This is a genomic window from Microcoleus sp. B3-A4 (assembly GCF_036705385.1).
GTDB lineage: Bacteria > Cyanobacteriota > Cyanobacteriia > Cyanobacteriales > Microcoleaceae > Microcoleus.
In genome coordinates, this window is the sequence record NZ_JAUBUI010000008.1 from 69,431 (window position 1) to 86,654 (window position 17,224).

Annotated in this window: 13 protein-coding genes and 2 pseudogenes; 9 read left to right on the forward strand and 6 right to left on the reverse strand. The window is 46.3% G+C overall.

The annotated features are described in order from the left end of the window. Positions 1-1,173, forward strand: a complete 1,173-nt coding sequence (locus QUB33_RS06465; protein WP_333348695.1) for a DUF4335 domain-containing protein — start codon at positions 1-3, stop codon at positions 1,171-1,173. A 175-nt stretch (positions 1,174-1,348) separates the two neighbouring features. Here the strand turns inward: QUB33_RS06465 and QUB33_RS06470 are convergent, their stop codons facing one another. Both QUB33_RS06470 and QUB33_RS06475 read right to left on the reverse strand, forming a co-directional pair. Continuing rightward, positions 1,349-3,388: an abortive infection protein gene (locus QUB33_RS06470; protein ID WP_333348697.1), complete on the reverse strand. Its 2,040-nt coding sequence runs from the start codon at positions 3,386-3,388 to the stop codon at positions 1,349-1,351. Positions 3,389-3,432: 44 nt separating this feature from the next. After that, positions 3,433-4,104 carry a hypothetical protein gene (locus tag QUB33_RS06475; RefSeq protein ID WP_333348699.1) on the reverse strand — a complete coding sequence of 224 codons (672 nt, stop codon included), beginning with the start codon at positions 4,102-4,104 and terminating at the stop codon, positions 3,433-3,435. A 240-nt stretch (positions 4,105-4,344) separates the two neighbouring features. Between QUB33_RS06475 and QUB33_RS06480 the strand changes: the two genes are divergently transcribed. Further along, the gene (locus QUB33_RS06480; RefSeq protein ID WP_333348701.1) at positions 4,345-5,280 is read left to right on the forward strand and encodes an OmpA family protein; all 936 of its coding nucleotides are present in this window, start codon (positions 4,345-4,347) and stop codon (positions 5,278-5,280) included. Positions 5,281-5,446: 166 nt separating this feature from the next. Here the strand turns inward: QUB33_RS06480 and QUB33_RS06485 are convergent, their stop codons facing one another. Further along, entirely contained in the window at positions 5,447-6,559 is a 1,113-nt protein-coding gene (locus QUB33_RS06485) for an AI-2E family transporter (RefSeq protein ID WP_333348703.1), read from the reverse strand. A 145-nt stretch (positions 6,560-6,704) separates the two neighbouring features. Here QUB33_RS06485 and QUB33_RS06490 point away from each other — a divergent pair, with 145 nt between their 5' ends. Continuing rightward, the gene (locus tag QUB33_RS06490; RefSeq protein ID WP_333348705.1) at positions 6,705-7,655 is read left to right on the forward strand and encodes an alpha/beta fold hydrolase; all 951 of its coding nucleotides are present in this window, start codon (positions 6,705-6,707) and stop codon (positions 7,653-7,655) included. A gap of 91 nt (positions 7,656-7,746) precedes the next feature. On the opposite strand, the gene cysS is transcribed toward QUB33_RS06490, so the two are convergent. Together cysS and QUB33_RS06500 are read right to left on the reverse strand one after the other, a co-directional pair. After that, on the reverse strand, positions 7,747-9,333 hold the full coding sequence (cysS, locus tag QUB33_RS06495; protein WP_333348707.1) for a cysteine--tRNA ligase: 1,587 nt from the start codon (positions 9,331-9,333) through the stop codon (positions 7,747-7,749). A 71-nt stretch (positions 9,334-9,404) separates the two neighbouring features. Further along, positions 9,405-9,567: pseudogene (locus tag QUB33_RS06500) on the reverse strand (Uma2 family endonuclease); the annotation flags it as partial. A gap of 335 nt (positions 9,568-9,902) precedes the next feature. Here QUB33_RS06500 and QUB33_RS06505 point away from each other — a divergent pair. The 4 genes and pseudogenes from QUB33_RS06505 to QUB33_RS06520 all read left to right on the forward strand — a co-directional run. Further along, complete coding sequence (locus tag QUB33_RS06505; protein WP_333348709.1) at positions 9,903-11,417, forward strand: efflux RND transporter periplasmic adaptor subunit; 1,515 nt, start codon at positions 9,903-9,905, stop codon at positions 11,415-11,417. Between the two features lie 73 nt (positions 11,418-11,490). Beyond that, on the forward strand, positions 11,491-12,663 hold the full coding sequence (locus tag QUB33_RS06510; RefSeq protein ID WP_333348712.1) for an ABC transporter permease: 1,173 nt from the start codon (positions 11,491-11,493) through the stop codon (positions 12,661-12,663). A gap of 53 nt (positions 12,664-12,716) precedes the next feature. Beyond that, the gene (locus tag QUB33_RS06515) at positions 12,717-14,636 is read left to right on the forward strand and encodes a TolC family protein (RefSeq protein WP_333348714.1); all 1,920 of its coding nucleotides are present in this window, start codon (positions 12,717-12,719) and stop codon (positions 14,634-14,636) included. Positions 14,637-14,681: 45 nt separating this feature from the next. Further along, positions 14,682-14,823: pseudogene (locus QUB33_RS06520) on the forward strand (ISKra4 family transposase); the annotation flags it as partial. Here the strand turns inward: QUB33_RS06520 and QUB33_RS06525 are convergent. Next, positions 14,791-14,991: a hypothetical protein gene (locus tag QUB33_RS06525; RefSeq protein WP_333348717.1), complete on the reverse strand. Its 201-nt coding sequence runs from the start codon at positions 14,989-14,991 to the stop codon at positions 14,791-14,793. The pseudogene QUB33_RS06520 and the gene QUB33_RS06525 sit on opposite strands and share 33 nt — an antisense overlap. Before the next feature lie 218 nt (positions 14,992-15,209). Here QUB33_RS06525 and QUB33_RS06530 point away from each other — a divergent pair, with 218 nt between their 5' ends. Both QUB33_RS06530 and QUB33_RS06535 read left to right on the forward strand, forming a co-directional pair. Further along, complete coding sequence (locus QUB33_RS06530) at positions 15,210-15,368, forward strand: hypothetical protein (protein ID WP_333348719.1); 159 nt, start codon at positions 15,210-15,212, stop codon at positions 15,366-15,368. Between the two features lie 144 nt (positions 15,369-15,512). Continuing rightward, the gene (locus tag QUB33_RS06535; protein WP_333348721.1) at positions 15,513-16,847 is read left to right on the forward strand and encodes a DUF4912 domain-containing protein; all 1,335 of its coding nucleotides are present in this window, start codon (positions 15,513-15,515) and stop codon (positions 16,845-16,847) included. Positions 16,848-17,224 lie beyond the last annotated feature (377 nt).

Genomic DNA, 17,224 nt, shown 5'->3' on the forward strand with positions numbered 1-17,224 from the left:
ATGACTATTAGGCGTCAGTACAGTCTGCCAAATTGCACCCTGGTTCTAGAAGGGTTGAGCGATGGTTCCGCACCCAGTCAGTTAGATATAAGGCCGGTGCTTTCGATATTAATGAGCGCTGAATGCTATGTGACCGGTCTGGGCGAGCCCCTAAGCGGGGGACGAGAGTTTTTTGAAAGCTTGGTGAGGGCCGTCAGCAGCTACGCTCAAGAATTTATGAGCGGAGTGCATTATCCCGATCGCTACGGCCCGAATGTGGGTATGGTGCAGTTGCACAGAATTGACGGGAATTTGCACCGATTGACCGTTCTACCCGCCTCCACAGGCAGCCCAACCCCAATCGATCAAAAAACAGAACTGTCGGCAAAAGTTGATTTGACGACGGTACAGCTATTTGACTTGGTAGAGGCGATCGATCAGTTTTTTGCCGACACCCAGACGCTGCCGGAATTGTCGCTGCAATTAACCCCAATTTCCAAGCGTTACGTCAAGTCAGCCGAACCTTTGGCGAAGCGGAGTTTGCCTGCTGTCGTGGGGGTGTCGAGTTTGGCTTTGGCTGCGATGGCGTTTTTCTTGGTGCCGGTGCCGGAAGTCCAGCGCCAGAGAGATCCGGTGCCACAGCCCAATCCAGCGGGCCAGAATCAAGGGACGCCGAATCCGGGCGGATCGGGTTCGCCTAATCCCAATCCCACGCCCCCTGCGGGCGGTTTGCTGCCTGAGACTCAAACTCCGAACGCTGAATCGATTTCGCCGACTCCGAGCCCCGCGCCGCAGTCGGACGCTTCACCAAGCGCCACACCGCAGTCGAGCACTTCACCGGAAAGCACGCCGAGTCCTGTTGCTGAAGGTTTGGCAAGCCCCGAGGTGGCAGCCGCGCCAATTACCGATCCAGGGCAAATTGAGCTGTTGAGGGGAAAACTTTCCCAGCAAATTGACGGAGTTGTAAAGGATAAGCCTCCGGTTGATGCGGAGTTGGTTTATCGGGTGAGTGTGGCCCAAGACGGGGCGATTGTCGGTTACAAGCCGGAAAATTCGGCAGCAGTCGAGAGATCCGAAACGCCGTTGTCGGAGTTGCTTTACAAACCGGTTGGCACCAGGCCACCTGCGGAACCGCTGGCTGATTTCCGCGTAGTTTGGGCACCAGACGGCACTGTTCAAGTCACTCCTTGGTAATGGTTGATTGTTGACTGTTAACGGTTAACTGTTGACTGTTAACGGTTGACTGTTGACTGTTGACTGATACCAAATCCCGCTTAAATGCTCCCTCAATCTCTTAGTCTGCGGAGGCAGGCTTTGTTTTTCTAGTAGCGATTTCAATCGCCGAATCATCTACAAACTGATTGCTGATTCAAAGCCCTGTTGGTGCGATTGGCTCAATGTTTGGGTCAAATCCTCCAACTTGATTTGTGCGAATTATCCACAAAAATGCTCCCTGTTTTAAGAAAATTTTGGCTATTTCATCTTGGGTGCGCCTGGGCAGCATTGTTCGGTAACTAATAGCAGCTTTTATCAGGTTCACTATACCGACAAAAAAGGTTTTTTTCAGTTCCGCATCAATCCCCGCCAATCTTGCATTTTTCCGCCAATCTGGACGGACAATGCCGAGGGGCATTAATACTTTTTCTAAACTCTCTCCTAAAGCTACTAACTGGTGAAACCTTTGGGTTTGTGCGTCAGTGGGATGTGTTTTCAACCAGTCTTGAATCTGAGGATTTGACTCTATTTCGGAAGTAATTTTTTTAATTGTGGCGTAAATTGCCTGACTTGAATCTTGGACGCAAGAAGTTGCTGGCGTGACTAAACTTGCGCCGGTGCCGTCTCCGCTGCGGTAACGGGCCATCATGATATCTAGTTGCTGGTTTAATTCGGTTAAAGGCGACAAGGTGATGCCGTCAAAATCGTAGTCGCAACACACGCAATCTAATTTACAGATGATATCGCAAACCGGGCGATCGCCCAACCAGCCGCGCTGCAAGTCTCCCATGTAGCTTTGCCATTTGCTGGAACCGGCAACAATTCCGTCGGGATTGTGGGCGTAAACTTGTTTGTATTCTATGTCAAAACGCAGTTCGCTGGTAAAGCGATCGCGCACTACTTTTGCTACTCCCAAAGCAAAATGCCCCGTGACAATCCCCAGCGGCGGCCGTTCGCCTTTTTTGCCGCCGATACCGCCGAAACTGTGAATCACTATCCCGATATCTCCTTCTTGCCAAGGAGAGATGGAATCGTTTTCTGTAGCCTCATTTGGGGTTAACAATACTCTTTTTGCTTGCCCTTTTTGGGCTGGTGTATTTTCCCAATTTTTGTAGTTTAAATAAGAGAGAGATTTTTTGAGGCCAAAATGTGTTTCATCTGGTGTTAATTGGGCAATTTTGCGGGGTTCGATTGCCTGCACTACAAATATACTGTCTTCGTCTCTTTCGCCGTAAATGTACCAGCCGTCTGGATTTAAGGGGGATTGTTCGATCAGGTGATTGGTAAACCTCGCTACGCCATTTTTGTCTGGCTGTACTTGGGGAATCCGAATTATTTCAGCGGCGCCGTCAAATTGTTGAGATGTTTTGTTGAAATGCCGGACAATAAATTTGTCGCTGTCGGCTTCTTTTCGCTGTAAAATTGAGACTAAGGCGCAGAAACGTCCGATAATTTGTACTGGTTCGCGATCGATCGTGAGTTCCTGGCGATCGCTGCTGCTATAATTAATCGCAATCACCGGCCTGCGTAGCATCACAGTCACGCTGTCTTCGAGTCTGCTGCCTGCTAGAGTTTCTAAAGGGCCGACATTTCGCCAGCCGTTCAATCTATCTGGATGGATATTGCCAGATTTTTTACTATTTTTAGCCTGTTTTGTGAAGTTTAGATCTTGGGTTACGGCGTGGACAAAAAACTGTACTTCGCGATTTGTACTCCATTTCAAAAATGCTGTTTTGCCAATGAAATATTGATATTTTTTGGGTGCATTTATCACTTCCAAATACACTGAACCGTAGGGCTGGCGGTCTTCCTTTGACGGCAAAATTAAGCGCCCGTGCCAAAGAGCGATCGGCTTGTAGAGGTAGGCAACTGCTGCTGGATTTTCACAGATTATCTCCGGCTCAAGCGCTTCTGAAATATGGCTTTTGCCTCCAAAAATAGTAGCTGTTAAATTGCCGTCACTTTCTACGAACCGGGGTTCTAAAAAAACCTTTTCAGGTTGTGAAATATTAGCGGTTAAAGAGCCAGTATTTTTTTTTAACGGGCGTCTAAAAAAAAGGCGAGTGTTTTCCAACTTTCCATGCAACCAATTGAGGAAAATGCGAATAAAAATAAATGCTGTTAAACCAAAAACAACAGCTAAAGTAATCAGCCCCAAGGTCAAAATGAATTGGTTTAAAGACTGACCTGACACTAAAAAAATTGTTGGCCCGATTAAAGAGAATACCGCCATAATATCTAAAAACGAGTTTTAGGTTCGATCCAGTCTTTGCTGGCTTGACTGCCGAAAACTAGGGGTTTGTCCTCGGTGACTGCTACCGTTTGCCCTGTCATATCAACGGCACAAAGAGGCCAAGATCGATCGCCCAAATTGCCTGCGCGGAACAGAACTTTTCCGGGACAAACTTGACTCCAACCCAACAATACAGCATGAGTGTAAAGACTGCGAGCGGGAGCAACGGTATAAGTGTAATTATCATTTTTGTCCCAAATGACACCGTAGTCGGACATATCGGAAGAGTTGAAAAGTGCTTCAAATTCGCGGGCAAGAATGCGGGAACCGTCTTGATTCCAAGAAACAGGCACTAAAATGGCGATCGTCCCGGACATATCTGTATCATCGCTAGCATACATCCCACTTTCTGCCAGTGGCGAAGCAGCCGCCACTGTTTGCAGTTCGCCGGTTTTGAGATTTTCCACAAACATGACACTGCTAACCCGACACCGGGAGAATTCCGGCTGCACTTGCAACTCAATTCGACTGTAAGCTGCGTATTGGCCGTTAGTTGAAACTAGGGATGGACTGCGATAATAGCGGAGGCCTGTGCCGGCAGTGGAACTCACTTTAGCATGAGTGGCAGTAATCCATTCCCAAGGAACGGGATAAGGACTATTTAAAGGGTCAGTCATCGGTTTTTTTTCCAAAAGTTTTACTGAAAAATCCAACAGATTCAGGCTGGCACGCAACAGACTAGAAACCTGGTTTCTGCCTCGATGCTTCGTCACTAAACCCCAGATTTATAGAAACCGGGTTTCTTTTTTAGATTTTAGATGGGAGGGCACATCTCAAATCTCAAATCTCAAATTTCCAATCGGATAGGTAAGATAGTATCGAAATTAATCTGGTATGTACACCGAGAGGGATGAAATATGACGCGATCTTTTAACCAAAAACCTTCAATCCCCCCCACTCGCGTCTCCAAGTCGCGGGGTAAAGGTTTGCTTGTACTGTCGCTGATTTTTCGACTGCTGCTGCTGGGGGTGGGCAGCGGTTTTGCGTGGGTTTTGGGGATGACGATCGCTCAAATTTATCCGTCAGGCGCGACGGAGATGCCGCTGGCAGAGAGATTGCTGCGTGTTACTCAAAATGTGACCTCCAGCCCGAAACGCGCCCCAGCAACGCCAATTCCGGCGCTTCCGCCACCAACCGCTACACCTACTCCCCAGTCAAAAGTCAGTCCTGCCCAGAGAGAGAAATTGCAGTCGGATTTGAGACAGTTGCAGGGCGAACTCAACGCGCTGATTGGTCGCACGGCGGCTTTGGAGAGTCAGTTGGGCACCAGCCGCCCGACGGAAACTTTGGAAAAGCGTTTGCAGTTGATGTCGCGGGAATTGGCGGGGTCGGAAACGGCGGCAAGTGTTGCGCCTGCTTTACCGGCGATCGGCAGCAGCCCGAGTCTGAACCCTGAAACGGTGAATACTACGCCACAGAATGCGAATAATCCGGTGTTTGGGGGGGATGGGCTGATGGTGACTCTACCCAGCGATGTTTTGTTTGATACTGGCAGCATTTCTTTGCGCGCGGGAACGAATGCGATTTTGGACAATTTGGTGGCGGAGTTGGGCAATCACGAGGGGGCAACTGTGCGCGTTGCGGGCCACACTGACGACGCGGGGGAAGCGGGGGACAATCGCAATGTGTCGTTTGCGCGGGCTCAGGCTGTGGTGCAGTATTTGTCTGGTGTGCTAGGTCAGAAGTATCATTGGGTGGCGATCGGCTATGGGGAAAGTCGCCCTTCGGTAGACAATAGTTCGGATGCTAATCGGCAGCGCAACCGCCGCATTGAAGTGGCAATTAATCCTTAGTCAGCGGACTTGTTGGTACTAGATTTATTGCATGAATCTTTGATTGATAGTCAACGGCAGATGTAAGGCAGATAAACACGGATAAACGCAGATAATTTCCACAGAGGTGAGCAAATGCTTGCAATTGGAGTCTACTGCGTTGTAATTCTCAAGGCGTAAGCTGCTATCACGCCGAAGGTGTAAGAGGTGGCAAGTCAGAATTATTTTTAGCCTGATCTATTGCCTCTCGATGTTCGCTCCTAAGTTTTGGTTTTAAATACAAGTTCTCAATCAAAGCTGCCACTCCCGCAAACCAAGGCGGCACAATTACAGCTCCAATAATTCCTAATACTTGAACGCCGCCCAATACAGACAGCAATTGATATAAAGGATGCACCCCAACCGATGAACCAACTAGCAAAGGATCTAGTACGTAAGTTTCTAAATTCTGGATAATTACAAATAACAGTAATACCCACAAAAGTACCCAGCCACCTTTAGCTAAGGCTACTATTAATGCTGGTCCTGCTCCCAACACTGGGCCGATGAAGGGAATCAAGTTGGTAACACCTGCGATCGCACCCAAGCCTAAAGCGAATTCCGGCATTCCCAAAATGCTCAAACCTGTGGTAATAAATATCCCTAAAATGCCCGAAACTAACACTCGCCCGCGAATATAACTCCCCATTCTTTGACCGATTGGCGCGGCTTGTGCGGCTAATCTTGTGTCCCAAGGTTTAGGGAAAAATTGCACCAAACTTTTGATTAGTGTGTCGCTGTCGGCTACCATGTAACCTGAAATAAATAATGCTAAAACTAGGCTGAAGACCCCACCTAGAATGCCTCTCGTTAAACTGTACGATCGCAAAACCAGTTGTTGGCTCGATCGAATCAGCCAATTAGTCAGCGATTGAGTGTCCACCAACTGACCCACCAAGGTTGGGGCATCGTCGGTTAGGCGACTCAATAAATTAGTTGCCACAGTTCGCAAACTTTCAACATAGAGTGGTAACTGTCGCAGCAGTAACTCTATTTGTTCGATTACCGTGGGGCCGATTAACACTACCGTCCCGCTAAATCCACCGATGAGAGTTAAATAAACCATAATCACCGCCAGCCAGCGCGGAACCCTCATCGTTTGGGCCCAATTAACGATCGGGACGATCGAAGCAGCCAGCACGACTGATATCATTAGAATTACTAGCAGGCTCCGCAATTGCCACAGCAGCACTAGCAGCAAGGACGATGCTACAATTAGCAGCAAGTTAGGTAAAGAAATAGTTATCCGCTGTTCTGACATAATTAAGTAATAAAGGTTTGTATTCGCGCTTATGTCCTCCCGCAGGGCGGGTTTATTTATCTTGTCAGTTACCAAATATATGTCGGGTAAAACCCACACCTACTCATATTATAATAAAAAGTAACATCGGCACCACAAAAATAATATGCAACCACAATATTCCACCCAAAATTTCTCCCCGATTTCCTCTATAAAGTCACCAACGCTATTTTACGAATGGCAAAATTATCGGTGTGCTTATGAACTTTATAACCCAACTACTGCGACAGAAGATAGCATCCCTTTGTTATTAATTCATCCGATAGGAGTTGGTTTGTCAAGAATCTTTTGGCATAGATTTTGTGATAATTGGTACCAAGCAGGGAACACTAATCCGATTTACAATCCCGACCTGTTGGGCTGCGGCGATTGCGAAATGCCGGCTGTGGCTTGCTATCCAGACGATTGGGCCGCACAGTTGCAGTATTTCTTGGAAACTGTAGTCAAAAAACCTGCGATCGTACTCGTGCAAGGTGCTTTACTGTCTGTAGGCTTGGCTTTAGCAAAAATGCAGCAGGAAAGCGGCTCAAATTTAATTCGCGGCTTAGTCCTCGCGGGGCCTCCCGCTTGGGCTGTGATGAACAAACATTCGACCGAAAGACAGCAAAGAATTGTCTGGAATTTGTTAAATTCTCCCTTGGGAAACGCTTTTTACCGCTACGCCAGACGCGCTGAGTTTTTGCGTTCTTTTTCAGTGAAACAACTGTTTGGCCATGCGGCCCAAGTGGACAGCGAATGGTTGGATGCTTTGCAGGCTGGGGCAGCAAATCCTGACAGCCGTCACGCCGTTTTCTCGTTTTTAGCGGGGTTTTGGCGCCAGGATTATAGCGGTACAATTCAAAAGTTCGATCGCCCCGTACTCGTTGTGATGGGAGAAAAAGCCTCAAGCATCAGTCAAGCGGGTAAGGAAGAGAAACCGGATGAAAGATTAGCGCAATATTTAGCCCATTTTCCCAATGGGGAAGGTTTATTAATGCCGGGGCGCAATGTTTTGCCTTATGAATCCACCGCAGAATTTGTCGCGGCTGTTGCGGAGTTTGTCAATGGGAGTTTTTAACGGCAGATATCAGCAGATGAACACAGATGAACGCGGATGGAATTTCATCTGCGTTCATCCGCGTTCATCTGGGGTTAAAAAACTCTAAATTTCAACTCCGGTGCCAGATGGTTGTACCATCCTTTTGATCGATCAAAGTAATGCCCCGATCCTTAAGTTCATTGCGAATGCGATCGCCCTCAGCGAAATTCTTAGCTTTCCGGGCCTCCTTCCGCTGCTGAATCATCGCCTCAATCTCCCCATCAGTTAATCCGCTAATCACTTCAAGTTTATTAATACTCATGTTCGAGTTATCGGTATAGAGAGTTGCACTTAGCGGGAAGCTTATGCTAAATCCTAAAACTCGGGCTAACTTAACAAGATTCTGCCACTTTTGTTGCAACACTTCCGAAGGCATTTCCGTTTTTCCCCCATGTACAATTATATTGCTTTCGCGCCGCAATTCCTTCGCCAATTCAAACATAACAGCTAAAGCATTAGGAGTATTGAAATCATCATCCATTGCTGCTCTAAATTGCTGTACAGCCTCACTCTCCACTATGGGCAATTTCAGAATTTTATCTAAATCCCAGCCCAATTGGGGACCGTGCACAGAACCAAAAACTAGGCTTTCTTCAAGAGTATGCCAGCCATTTTTTGCGGAGGCGATCGCCTCTTCGGTAAAATCTATTTGACTGCGATACTGCGCCATCAACACAAACAGCCTCACCGCCATCGGTTCCACCGCTTTTGACTTCTCGCTTTCACTCTTACTCCCCCCCTTACCAAGGGGGGGCTGGGGGGGGTTAGATTCCAAATCACCCGACCAATTCCCATCCAACAAATCGCGAATTGTAATAAAATTGTGCAAAGATTTCGACATCTTTCTGCCCTTGACCGTCACAAAAGCATTGTGCATCCAATAATTAGCAAGTGACTTGCCCGTCGCGGCTTCAGATTGAGCAATTTCGTTTTCGTGGTGCGGGAAAGTTAAATCGGAACCGCCGCAGTGAATGTCAATAGTTTCGCCCAAGCAATCGCGCACCATAGCCGAACATTCGATGTGCCATCCGGGGCGACCTTTTCCCCAAGATGAATCCCAAGCAGGTTCTCCCGGTTTAGCGCTTTTCCACAGAGCAAAATCAGAGGAATCTTGCTTTTTTTGAGCTTCTCTTTCTACGGTTTCTAATCTACCGCTAGCCCCAGCCTGCATTTCTTCCAACTTGCGGCCGGAAAGTTTTCCGTAATCGGCAAACTGCCTCACGTTGTAGTAAACGTCGCCGCTGGAAGCATAGGCATAACCTTTATTTTCTAATTCGTGAATCAGCCGTTTAATGCCGTCCATTGTATGCGTGGCGCGGGGATATTCATCGGCCCTGAGAATATTCAGCTTGTCCATATCTACGAAATATTCATCAATGAAGCGTTCCGCCACGGCTTCCATTGTTGAATTTGTTTCGCGGGCGCGATCGAGAATTTTGTCGTCAATATCTGTAAAATTCTGCACGTAGCGCACATCGTATCCCCGCCACATCAGATAACGCCGCACCATGTCCCACACAATGTAAGCGCGGGCGTGGCCCACGTGGCAGTAATCGTATACCGTAACGCCGCAGCAATACATCCGCACCTTTCGTGGTTCGAGGGGTTCAAAAGGTGATTCGCGACGGGTCAAGCTGTTGTAAAGCGTTAGGGGCATGGGATTTGAGATTTGGGATTGATGTACTGCTCTAATTTATTATATTGCGGTTGGTGAATCTTTCGGTGTCATTACCAAACATCTGTTAAATCTAAGACAAATCCCGGTAACACATCTTCCCCTGACAAAGTGTTGAGATTATCTAATATTGACATCCCGACTTTGCCTGTATATTTCGACTTTCTGGTTTTTGCGATCGATTAACCATCCCAAAATGGCTCCATTTGCGATGTATAGCGGTTCTCAAGAAAGTGAAATACACGGGCTAGTTCGATGCCCCATGCTTTTATGCCCGATGCCCAATCCCCAAGAGCACCTCATGTTACTGAGAAAGGCTATATTCCAGCATTTTTTCTGGCAATGGTTCCAGGTTGTCAGACTTAGAAGGCAATACAGATTCAGAAGAAATAGCGACCTTAGAAGGGAAGAGAGAAAGTAGTACGTCAACAGATGCTAGAATATGTCAGCCCCAAAGTTGCCATTTTTTTATCCAAACAGTAACCAAAACGGTTAAAGGGCGATCGCGCACGCTTAACAGTTATTTACAGTTTGTAGGGGAGGAGTTGACAGTGAAATATAAAGAAAACAATAGTTTCAAAACAGGAGTCAAATGGCTACTGTGGTCGAGTTTTCTCACTCTAGGCATCGGCGGCGGCTTATTTGCCTACGGGTTATATCAAAATCGACCTCCCGAACCCATAGGAGTGCGCTTGATACCCGTCAAACTTGGCGATATTGAAGATACGCTTAATGAAAGCGGCACTATTGAATTGGCTGGTCAACAAACTCTTACATCTCCCGTTAATGCTACTGTTGATGAAGTGTTAGTAAAAATCGGGCAAAATATCACATCTGGTCAGAACTTAATCACTCTTCGTAACCCCGAAAAACAAACAATTCTCAGCCAGCAAGAGTTGGAGATTCAAAAACAAAAACTCACTCTAGAAAGCTCACGCCAAAAACTTGTCGCAGCCCAGGAAACTCTCAGTATCGCCCAAGGGAGACTTCAAAATTATAAATCCGGGCAAAATAACGATTTATTAGAAATCAAAAAGCAGGAAATTGCCTTAGCAAATAATCGCAAAAAAGTTGTTGACGCTGAGGTGGTTTTGGCTGCTGCTGAGCGGAAACTTACCGAGCAAAAAGCCTTAGTTGAAAGAGGTTATATTCCGGCAAATGAGGTGCGATCCCAAGAAGACGAAGTTCGCAAGGCTAAAGTCAGTTTACGAGAGGCACAGTCTCAAATCAACACCGATCTGCTCGAACTCAAAAGTCGGCAAATTAAGCGACAAGATCAAGAGCAAGATCTTCAGGAAAAAGCGATCGCTGCTGAGTCAGGAGTGCGACAAGCTCAGTTAGAGGTTGCTACACATAGCCCCACTCTCCAAAGCTCTCTGCTTGAGTACCGAAAAAAAGAACAGGAACTAAAAAACAATATGGTGACTGCATCTATTGATGGCAAGGTACTTAATATTCAAGTTAAAAATGGCGACGGAGTGCCGCAGGGAAAAGAGCTTTTGACATTAGGCGACCCTTCACAAGAACTGGTAAAACTACAGCTTTCTACGCTCAATGCTGCTAAAGTTAGACCCAAGCAGTCCGCCCGTATCAGCATTATTGGCCCCAATCCTAAGCAGTTTTCAGGAAGAGTAGAAAGCTTGTATATTCTTGCTCAAAGTGGTGATAGTAAAGGAAATGACGACTCTAATCAAGGCAGTCAACCAACGGTTCCTGCAACGGTAAGACTCGATGCTCCAACCCGGACTTTGATTCCAGGGAGTCAAGTGAATGTGGAGATAATTTTGCAGCAGCGCCAGAAGGTAGTAGTTTTAGATACAGAGGTAATTGTGCGATCGGAGTCTAAGCCTTTTGTGTGGATTCGTGACAGTCAAGCCAAAGCCCAGAAACGGTCAGTTACATTAGGTTTAGAAGGGTTAACTCAGGTAGAAGTAACTTCGGGTTTGCGGCCAGGTGACAGTGTTGTGATACCCCCTCCTGAACCTTCCTTAAAGCCAGGAACTCCTATTCAGGAAGAAAAAACAACTAAAAAGAAAGAAAAAACAGACGGTGCCGATCAGGAATAAAAATTAAAGAGTAGGATCAAATTAGCTAATTTTATTAATGTACGAAATGTTGATTTTTGATTTTTAATTACTTATGAGCCTTTCTCCTTTAGACCTCCTCCGCCTTACTTGCATTTCCCTAAGTGGCAATCTTTTGCGCTCTGCCCTAACTACAGTCGGAGTTTTTATGGGTGTAGCTGCGGTCAGCGCAACGCTGCAAGTAGGCAATATTAGTCGCGCCGTAATTGATGAACAACTGGCCAAGCGAGAAGCACCTCAATTTAACATCGGTAGCGAGGATGACTTAGGTTTGAAGTTAGAATATATGGAATTTTTACGGCATCGGCTGAAAGGAATTCAGGCGATTAGCGCCGCAAATGGGTTGGGTTATAACGAAAAAGTTATATTTCAGGCTGAAGAAGCGCAAACTCATATCTTCGCTGTTTCTGAAGATCATTTACTAACATCGGGGCGGCGATTAATGGCGGGGCGTTTTTTTTCCCCTAATGATTTCGCTAATTATCGACCTGTAGTGGTAATTGATGAAATACTGGCGACACAACTTTTTAAAGGTGGCATCAAACCTGTAGATCAGCGCATTTATGCTAACCGTATACCTTACATTGTTGTTGGCGTAATGGAGAGCAAGGAAGGCTTATTTGGCAAACCCGAAGCGGAAATGTGGGTGTCGATGTCGGTTTACAAAGCGATGACAGGTAGCGAGACAATTGAGGAAATTTCGGTGCGCCCTTACAATCTTAAAGATATTAAAGGAATGGAAAAGCAGGCAAAAAAACTTTTGAAGCAGCGCTTTCCCCAGGCAAATGTTTATGTTTGGAACAATGTTAAGAAAATTTTGGAGCAGCAGGAAATTCTGGAACTTGCTTCACAGGGACTATTGGCAGTGGGGGTAATTTCGCTATTGGTGGGAGGGGTTGGTATTGCTAATATTACGATCGCGGCGGTGATGGAACGTACCCCCGAAATTGGTTTGAGACGTGCGATCGGGGCTACTCAGAGAGATATAATGTTGCAGTTTATTCTAGAAGCAGTAATTCTGAGTTTAGCGGGGGGAATTGCTGCTATTGTGACGGTACACGGGTTAACGGTGGTGGTAGCGGATGTTTTTAAGTTGCCTTATAAATTTGACAGCAACACAGCAGCTTTGGCTTTAGGATCGGCATTAGCGGTGGGTGTAGGAGCGGGATTTTTCCCGGCTCTGCGAGCTAGTCAACTCGATCCTGTTAAAGCGCTGCGTCAAGGGTAGTCATCCCGTAGGAAATCGCCATAGCATTACTTGCAGAAATAACTGGAGTTAGCATGACTGAGCAACCGCACGAAGATTATCTCCCAAATAGCGATTCCCCTGCTCGCTACGAGATTCCTTGGATATTTCGTTTTAGCCTAGTTATGGTTGCAAGCTGTGGGCTATTGGCGATATTTGCTGTTGCTTTTAAGTCGAGTTCAACAGTCAAAACTGATGTTAGCTCTAAATCTGCGATCCCGCCCAAAATTCTGCCACTTACCACTAAAAAACATCTCCCACACATCCAAAATCCACCGCAAAATCAGGCGCTCATTAAACCCCCAAATCAGAGAGAAACGCTAACTACAAACCAGAGAATAGTTATTCCTCAATTCCCCGGCGAAAATCCAACAAGTAAAATCAAACCCTCACCAATTCCCAATTCCCAATCCCCAATTCCCAATTCCCAAGTATTAACAACTTCTACTACTCAAAAAAAACCTGTTCAACCAGAATCAATAGTAATTTCTGAAGCTCCACTAAATCCAGAAATAACAGCAGAACCCATACCGGAAAATAGCCAAGAGCCAACTATTCAACAGCAATTTATAGCGGATGAATTAGGGGTTGAACTGACACTCCAGGAAGTTGTATTTTTAGGCTTAGAAAACAACAGAGATATCAAAAATCAATACCTCGAACGCATCGTCCAAAAACAAGATTTAGCCGTAGCAGAAGGCTTATTTGTCCCTAGTTTTACACCGAGACTATCCGTGTCATCAATTCGTTGGAGGAATGGGGGAAGAGTCGCCACTACTGGCGAAGTCGATTTATCGGCCCAGGTGAGTGTCAAAATTCCCACAGGAGGGAATATAAGTTTTGTTTGGAGTAGTAAACAAGGACAAGATGCGAATGGTTTTGGCATTAATAGTGAAGGTTCTTTAAGTCAAAATCTCACGTTAAATTTTACCCAACCTCTGTTAAGGGGAGCTGGAGTTGCTGTCAATCGAGCACCAATTGAGATTGCTCGCCTGAGTGAAAAAAGAAATATTCTGAGTTTGAAATCGAGGCTAATTGATACAATTACTCAAGTAATTTTAACCTATCGAGAGTTGATTAAGGCTCAGGAACAAGTTAAAATTTCACAAAGTTCTCTGGAAAGTGCCCGTCAGCAATTGGAGATTAATCAGGTTTTGATTGAGGCAGGAAGGGTAGCAAAAGTTGAGATTTTTACAAGTGAAAAAGCTGTGGCAGATCGGGAAGGGACAGTATTAGCTAGTGAGGAGCAACTGAAGAAGGCAAGATTAGCACTGCTGCAAGTTCTAGACCTCGATCGCAATCTTAATATAATAGCAAGAGAAGATGCTGCCGTACAGACTAACCCTCTGGATTTCTCTAATATTCTACCATTAGCTCTGTCAAATCGTCCTGATTATTTACAAGTACAGATCGAGCGGGAAATCGCTAAATATAAATTGCTAGTAGCGGAAAATAATCGAAAATGGCAATTGGATGTAAATGCAAGTATTAATAATAATAATAATGCTACTAATCTTTCAGACAGCAGCTCGGATTTGAGAGCGGGACTGGTTTTGACTCGCGAATTTGGAAATAGAGAAATTGAGCGAGAGTTTCAGAATAGTCGTGTTAAGCTATTACAAGCTGAGAATAAGTTAAAGGAGTACAATCAAAAGCTGGAAGTTGAGGTCAAAAATACAATTCGAGATATAAATTTGAATCTTAAGCAAGTAGAACTAGCTCAAAAATCAAGGGAGTTAGCGGAAAAGCAATTAAAAATAGAGCAAGAGAAAAGAACATTGGGAGTGGGAAGTCCTCGGAGTATCGATATTGTGAATCTTCAGAAGGATTTAATAGATGCTAGAAATGCAGAACTTAATGCGAGAATTGCCTATTTTAATGCTTTGACAAATCTTGATAAAATAATAGGTACTACTTTGGAGACTTGGCAGGTGAGGATTGAAAATGAAGAATGATGTTAGTTAGTTGTTATCGGATTGAATGAGACTTGTCAGTAATTCCAACCAGCCTCCATCGGATCGGGAGCGGTAGAATCAGCCGTCAAGCAGATAGGTACAAGGCTAAAAATTTCATTCTTCACAGTAGAAATCTGAAAGTGTTTCTCAAATGTTACAACTGCGTTGTGCCTACTTGAATGGTTAATTTGCAGTCTAATATTTTTGCAAAATCGGGATGCTCGCGCGAAGCCTTCTTGTTAGAAGGATTATATAGAAAGTCTTCCACTTTGTCATATTCGCAAAGACATATCCATTCTAAACGATCGCCCCCACCCTCCAAACCCATCAAAAGCCCCCTATCCCCATTTGTCATCCAATCCTGACATTCGCTTCAACATCGATCCCCCAAACCTCTAATATGTCAAGATTCCCTGACAAAGTGATCCCCAAAATCACGAAAATGCGTATAACTACCCAGGATTGAGGCAAAAGACCCCTTGACCCGATCGCAACTTGTCTGCAACATTAAGTCATGACAAAGCGATCCCAAAGAAATGCTTGGATTAAGCAGCCCTGGGAGTCGAATAGCGCGTGTGCTGCCAGCACAGCGTTGCTAGCAGCACCGATCGCACTCACAAAATCGATCTTGTCAATCAAGAATCGACAGATAAAGCTTTATTTAGATCTGACGGTGCGCGCAGAAGCCAAGAAGTCACAACCCTCGATCGCATTCGGGAAAAGACAAGCTAAAAACAAGCAAGGCTTCAAAGGTTGGAGAGATTTGGAAGCTCGATCATATTTGCATTTAAAAGAGTTTCTAACTCAAAAAGTCAACACATTTGTGTTGAAACGAAAAATCTAACCCGCCATCCCAAATTAGTGGAGAACAAACTCATGGCAAAAGAACGCCCACCATTAGAAGAGATGACTTTGCGACAACTCCGCAGAGTTGCTAGCGAATGTGGAGTCTCTCGCTACAGCCGGATGCGGAAATCGCAACTTCTGGCATCAATTCAAGAAATTCAGCGCACCAAATTTTCATACAGTCCATCTCGCAAACTAGAGGCACAAGAAGCAGTGGAAGCAGCAAAGTTTGAACTCGGTCAAGAAGATAGAACCGGCGGTTCTTTGTCATCTGTAGATGAAGGTTTAGCAGATTTGCCCAACGGCTACGGCGAAAGCCGGGTTGTTTTAATGCCCCGCGACCCTGAATGGGCCTACACTTACTGGGACATCCCCAACGATCGCAAAGAAGAATTGCGTCGCCAAGGAGGACAGCAACTCGCCCTGCGGATCTACGACGTTACAGATGTTAACCTCGACAACCAAAGCCCGCACAGCATTCAAGAATATCCCTGCGACGAACTGGCGCGGGAATGGTATGTGCCAATCCCCGTGAGCGATCGGGACTACGCGATCGACATCGGCTACCGCTGTGCAGATGGCCGCTGGCTGGTATTAGCTCGATCGGCCCAAGTCCGCGTTCCTCCCGTCTATCCCAGCGACTGGATTGAAGATCAATTCATCACCCTCGATTGGGAAGAAGAGTTGCAAGGCAAAACCTTCGCGGAACTGGTTCCTCCGGCCAAGAAAGTCGCACAAGCAGTCAATGGCAATGGTTACAGCACCAGCAACGCCATCTACGAACAAATCTTCGGCATGGCAGAATCTGCTGAATCCCTGCGCGTAGCGGGTTCTGTCTTCGGTTCCATGCAGCACGTCGCCGGTTCCGTCCAGCAAGTCGGCATCCACGAACAAGCTCTAAGTTCCTACGTGTTCCCCTCCGGCGTCGGAATGTGGGCTGCTCCCACCATGTCCGGCCTCACCGCGTCGGGTGTCGGTATGTCCGGCCTCACCATGTCGGGTGTCGGTATGTCCGGCCTCACGATGTCCGGTTTCGGTATGTCAGGTGTTGGTATGTCGGGAGTTGGCTTCGCCGCCCCGATGCGCCCCCGCCAGTTCTGGTTAGTTGCTGATGCCGAACTGATCGTTTACGGTGCCACCGAACCCGACGCTACCGTCTACGTAGGCGGACAGCCGATTAAACTCAATGCTGACGGCACTTTCCGCTTCCAGATGTCCTTCCAAGACGGCTTAATCGACTATCCGATTTTTGCAGTAGCAGCAGACGGCGAACAAAACCGCGCCATCCACTTGAAATTCAACCGCGAAACTCCAGAACGGCGCACCAATACTAAGGAAGATGCTGTTGTGGAATGGTTGGGCTAATCGCAAAGGTCGAAAGGTCGATCGAGCGGCGGGCGCTCATGCAGGTTTGTGCCAATTTTTGAACCATCACAAGGCATAGCCCCAGCCGATCGTGATTTGTTAAGGTTAATCCCAGACAACAACCCATAACACCCCCTATACACCGTTCTCCTGTTTTGAGGAGCGGTGTTTTTTGTATTTAGAAGCAAGAAGGAAGTTCGGCAGCGGATTCTGTAACGGATGTAACGGATACACGGAAAAAGGAAGAAGGAAGAAGGAATAGGGAATAAGCTGTTACGCATTTAAATTGGAAATTCGGGACAGGCTAGAAGCCCGTCCCACAAAAGTTTTATTGATTTTTGACACACAATTTAAATGTTGAACAGCTTAGGGAAGAA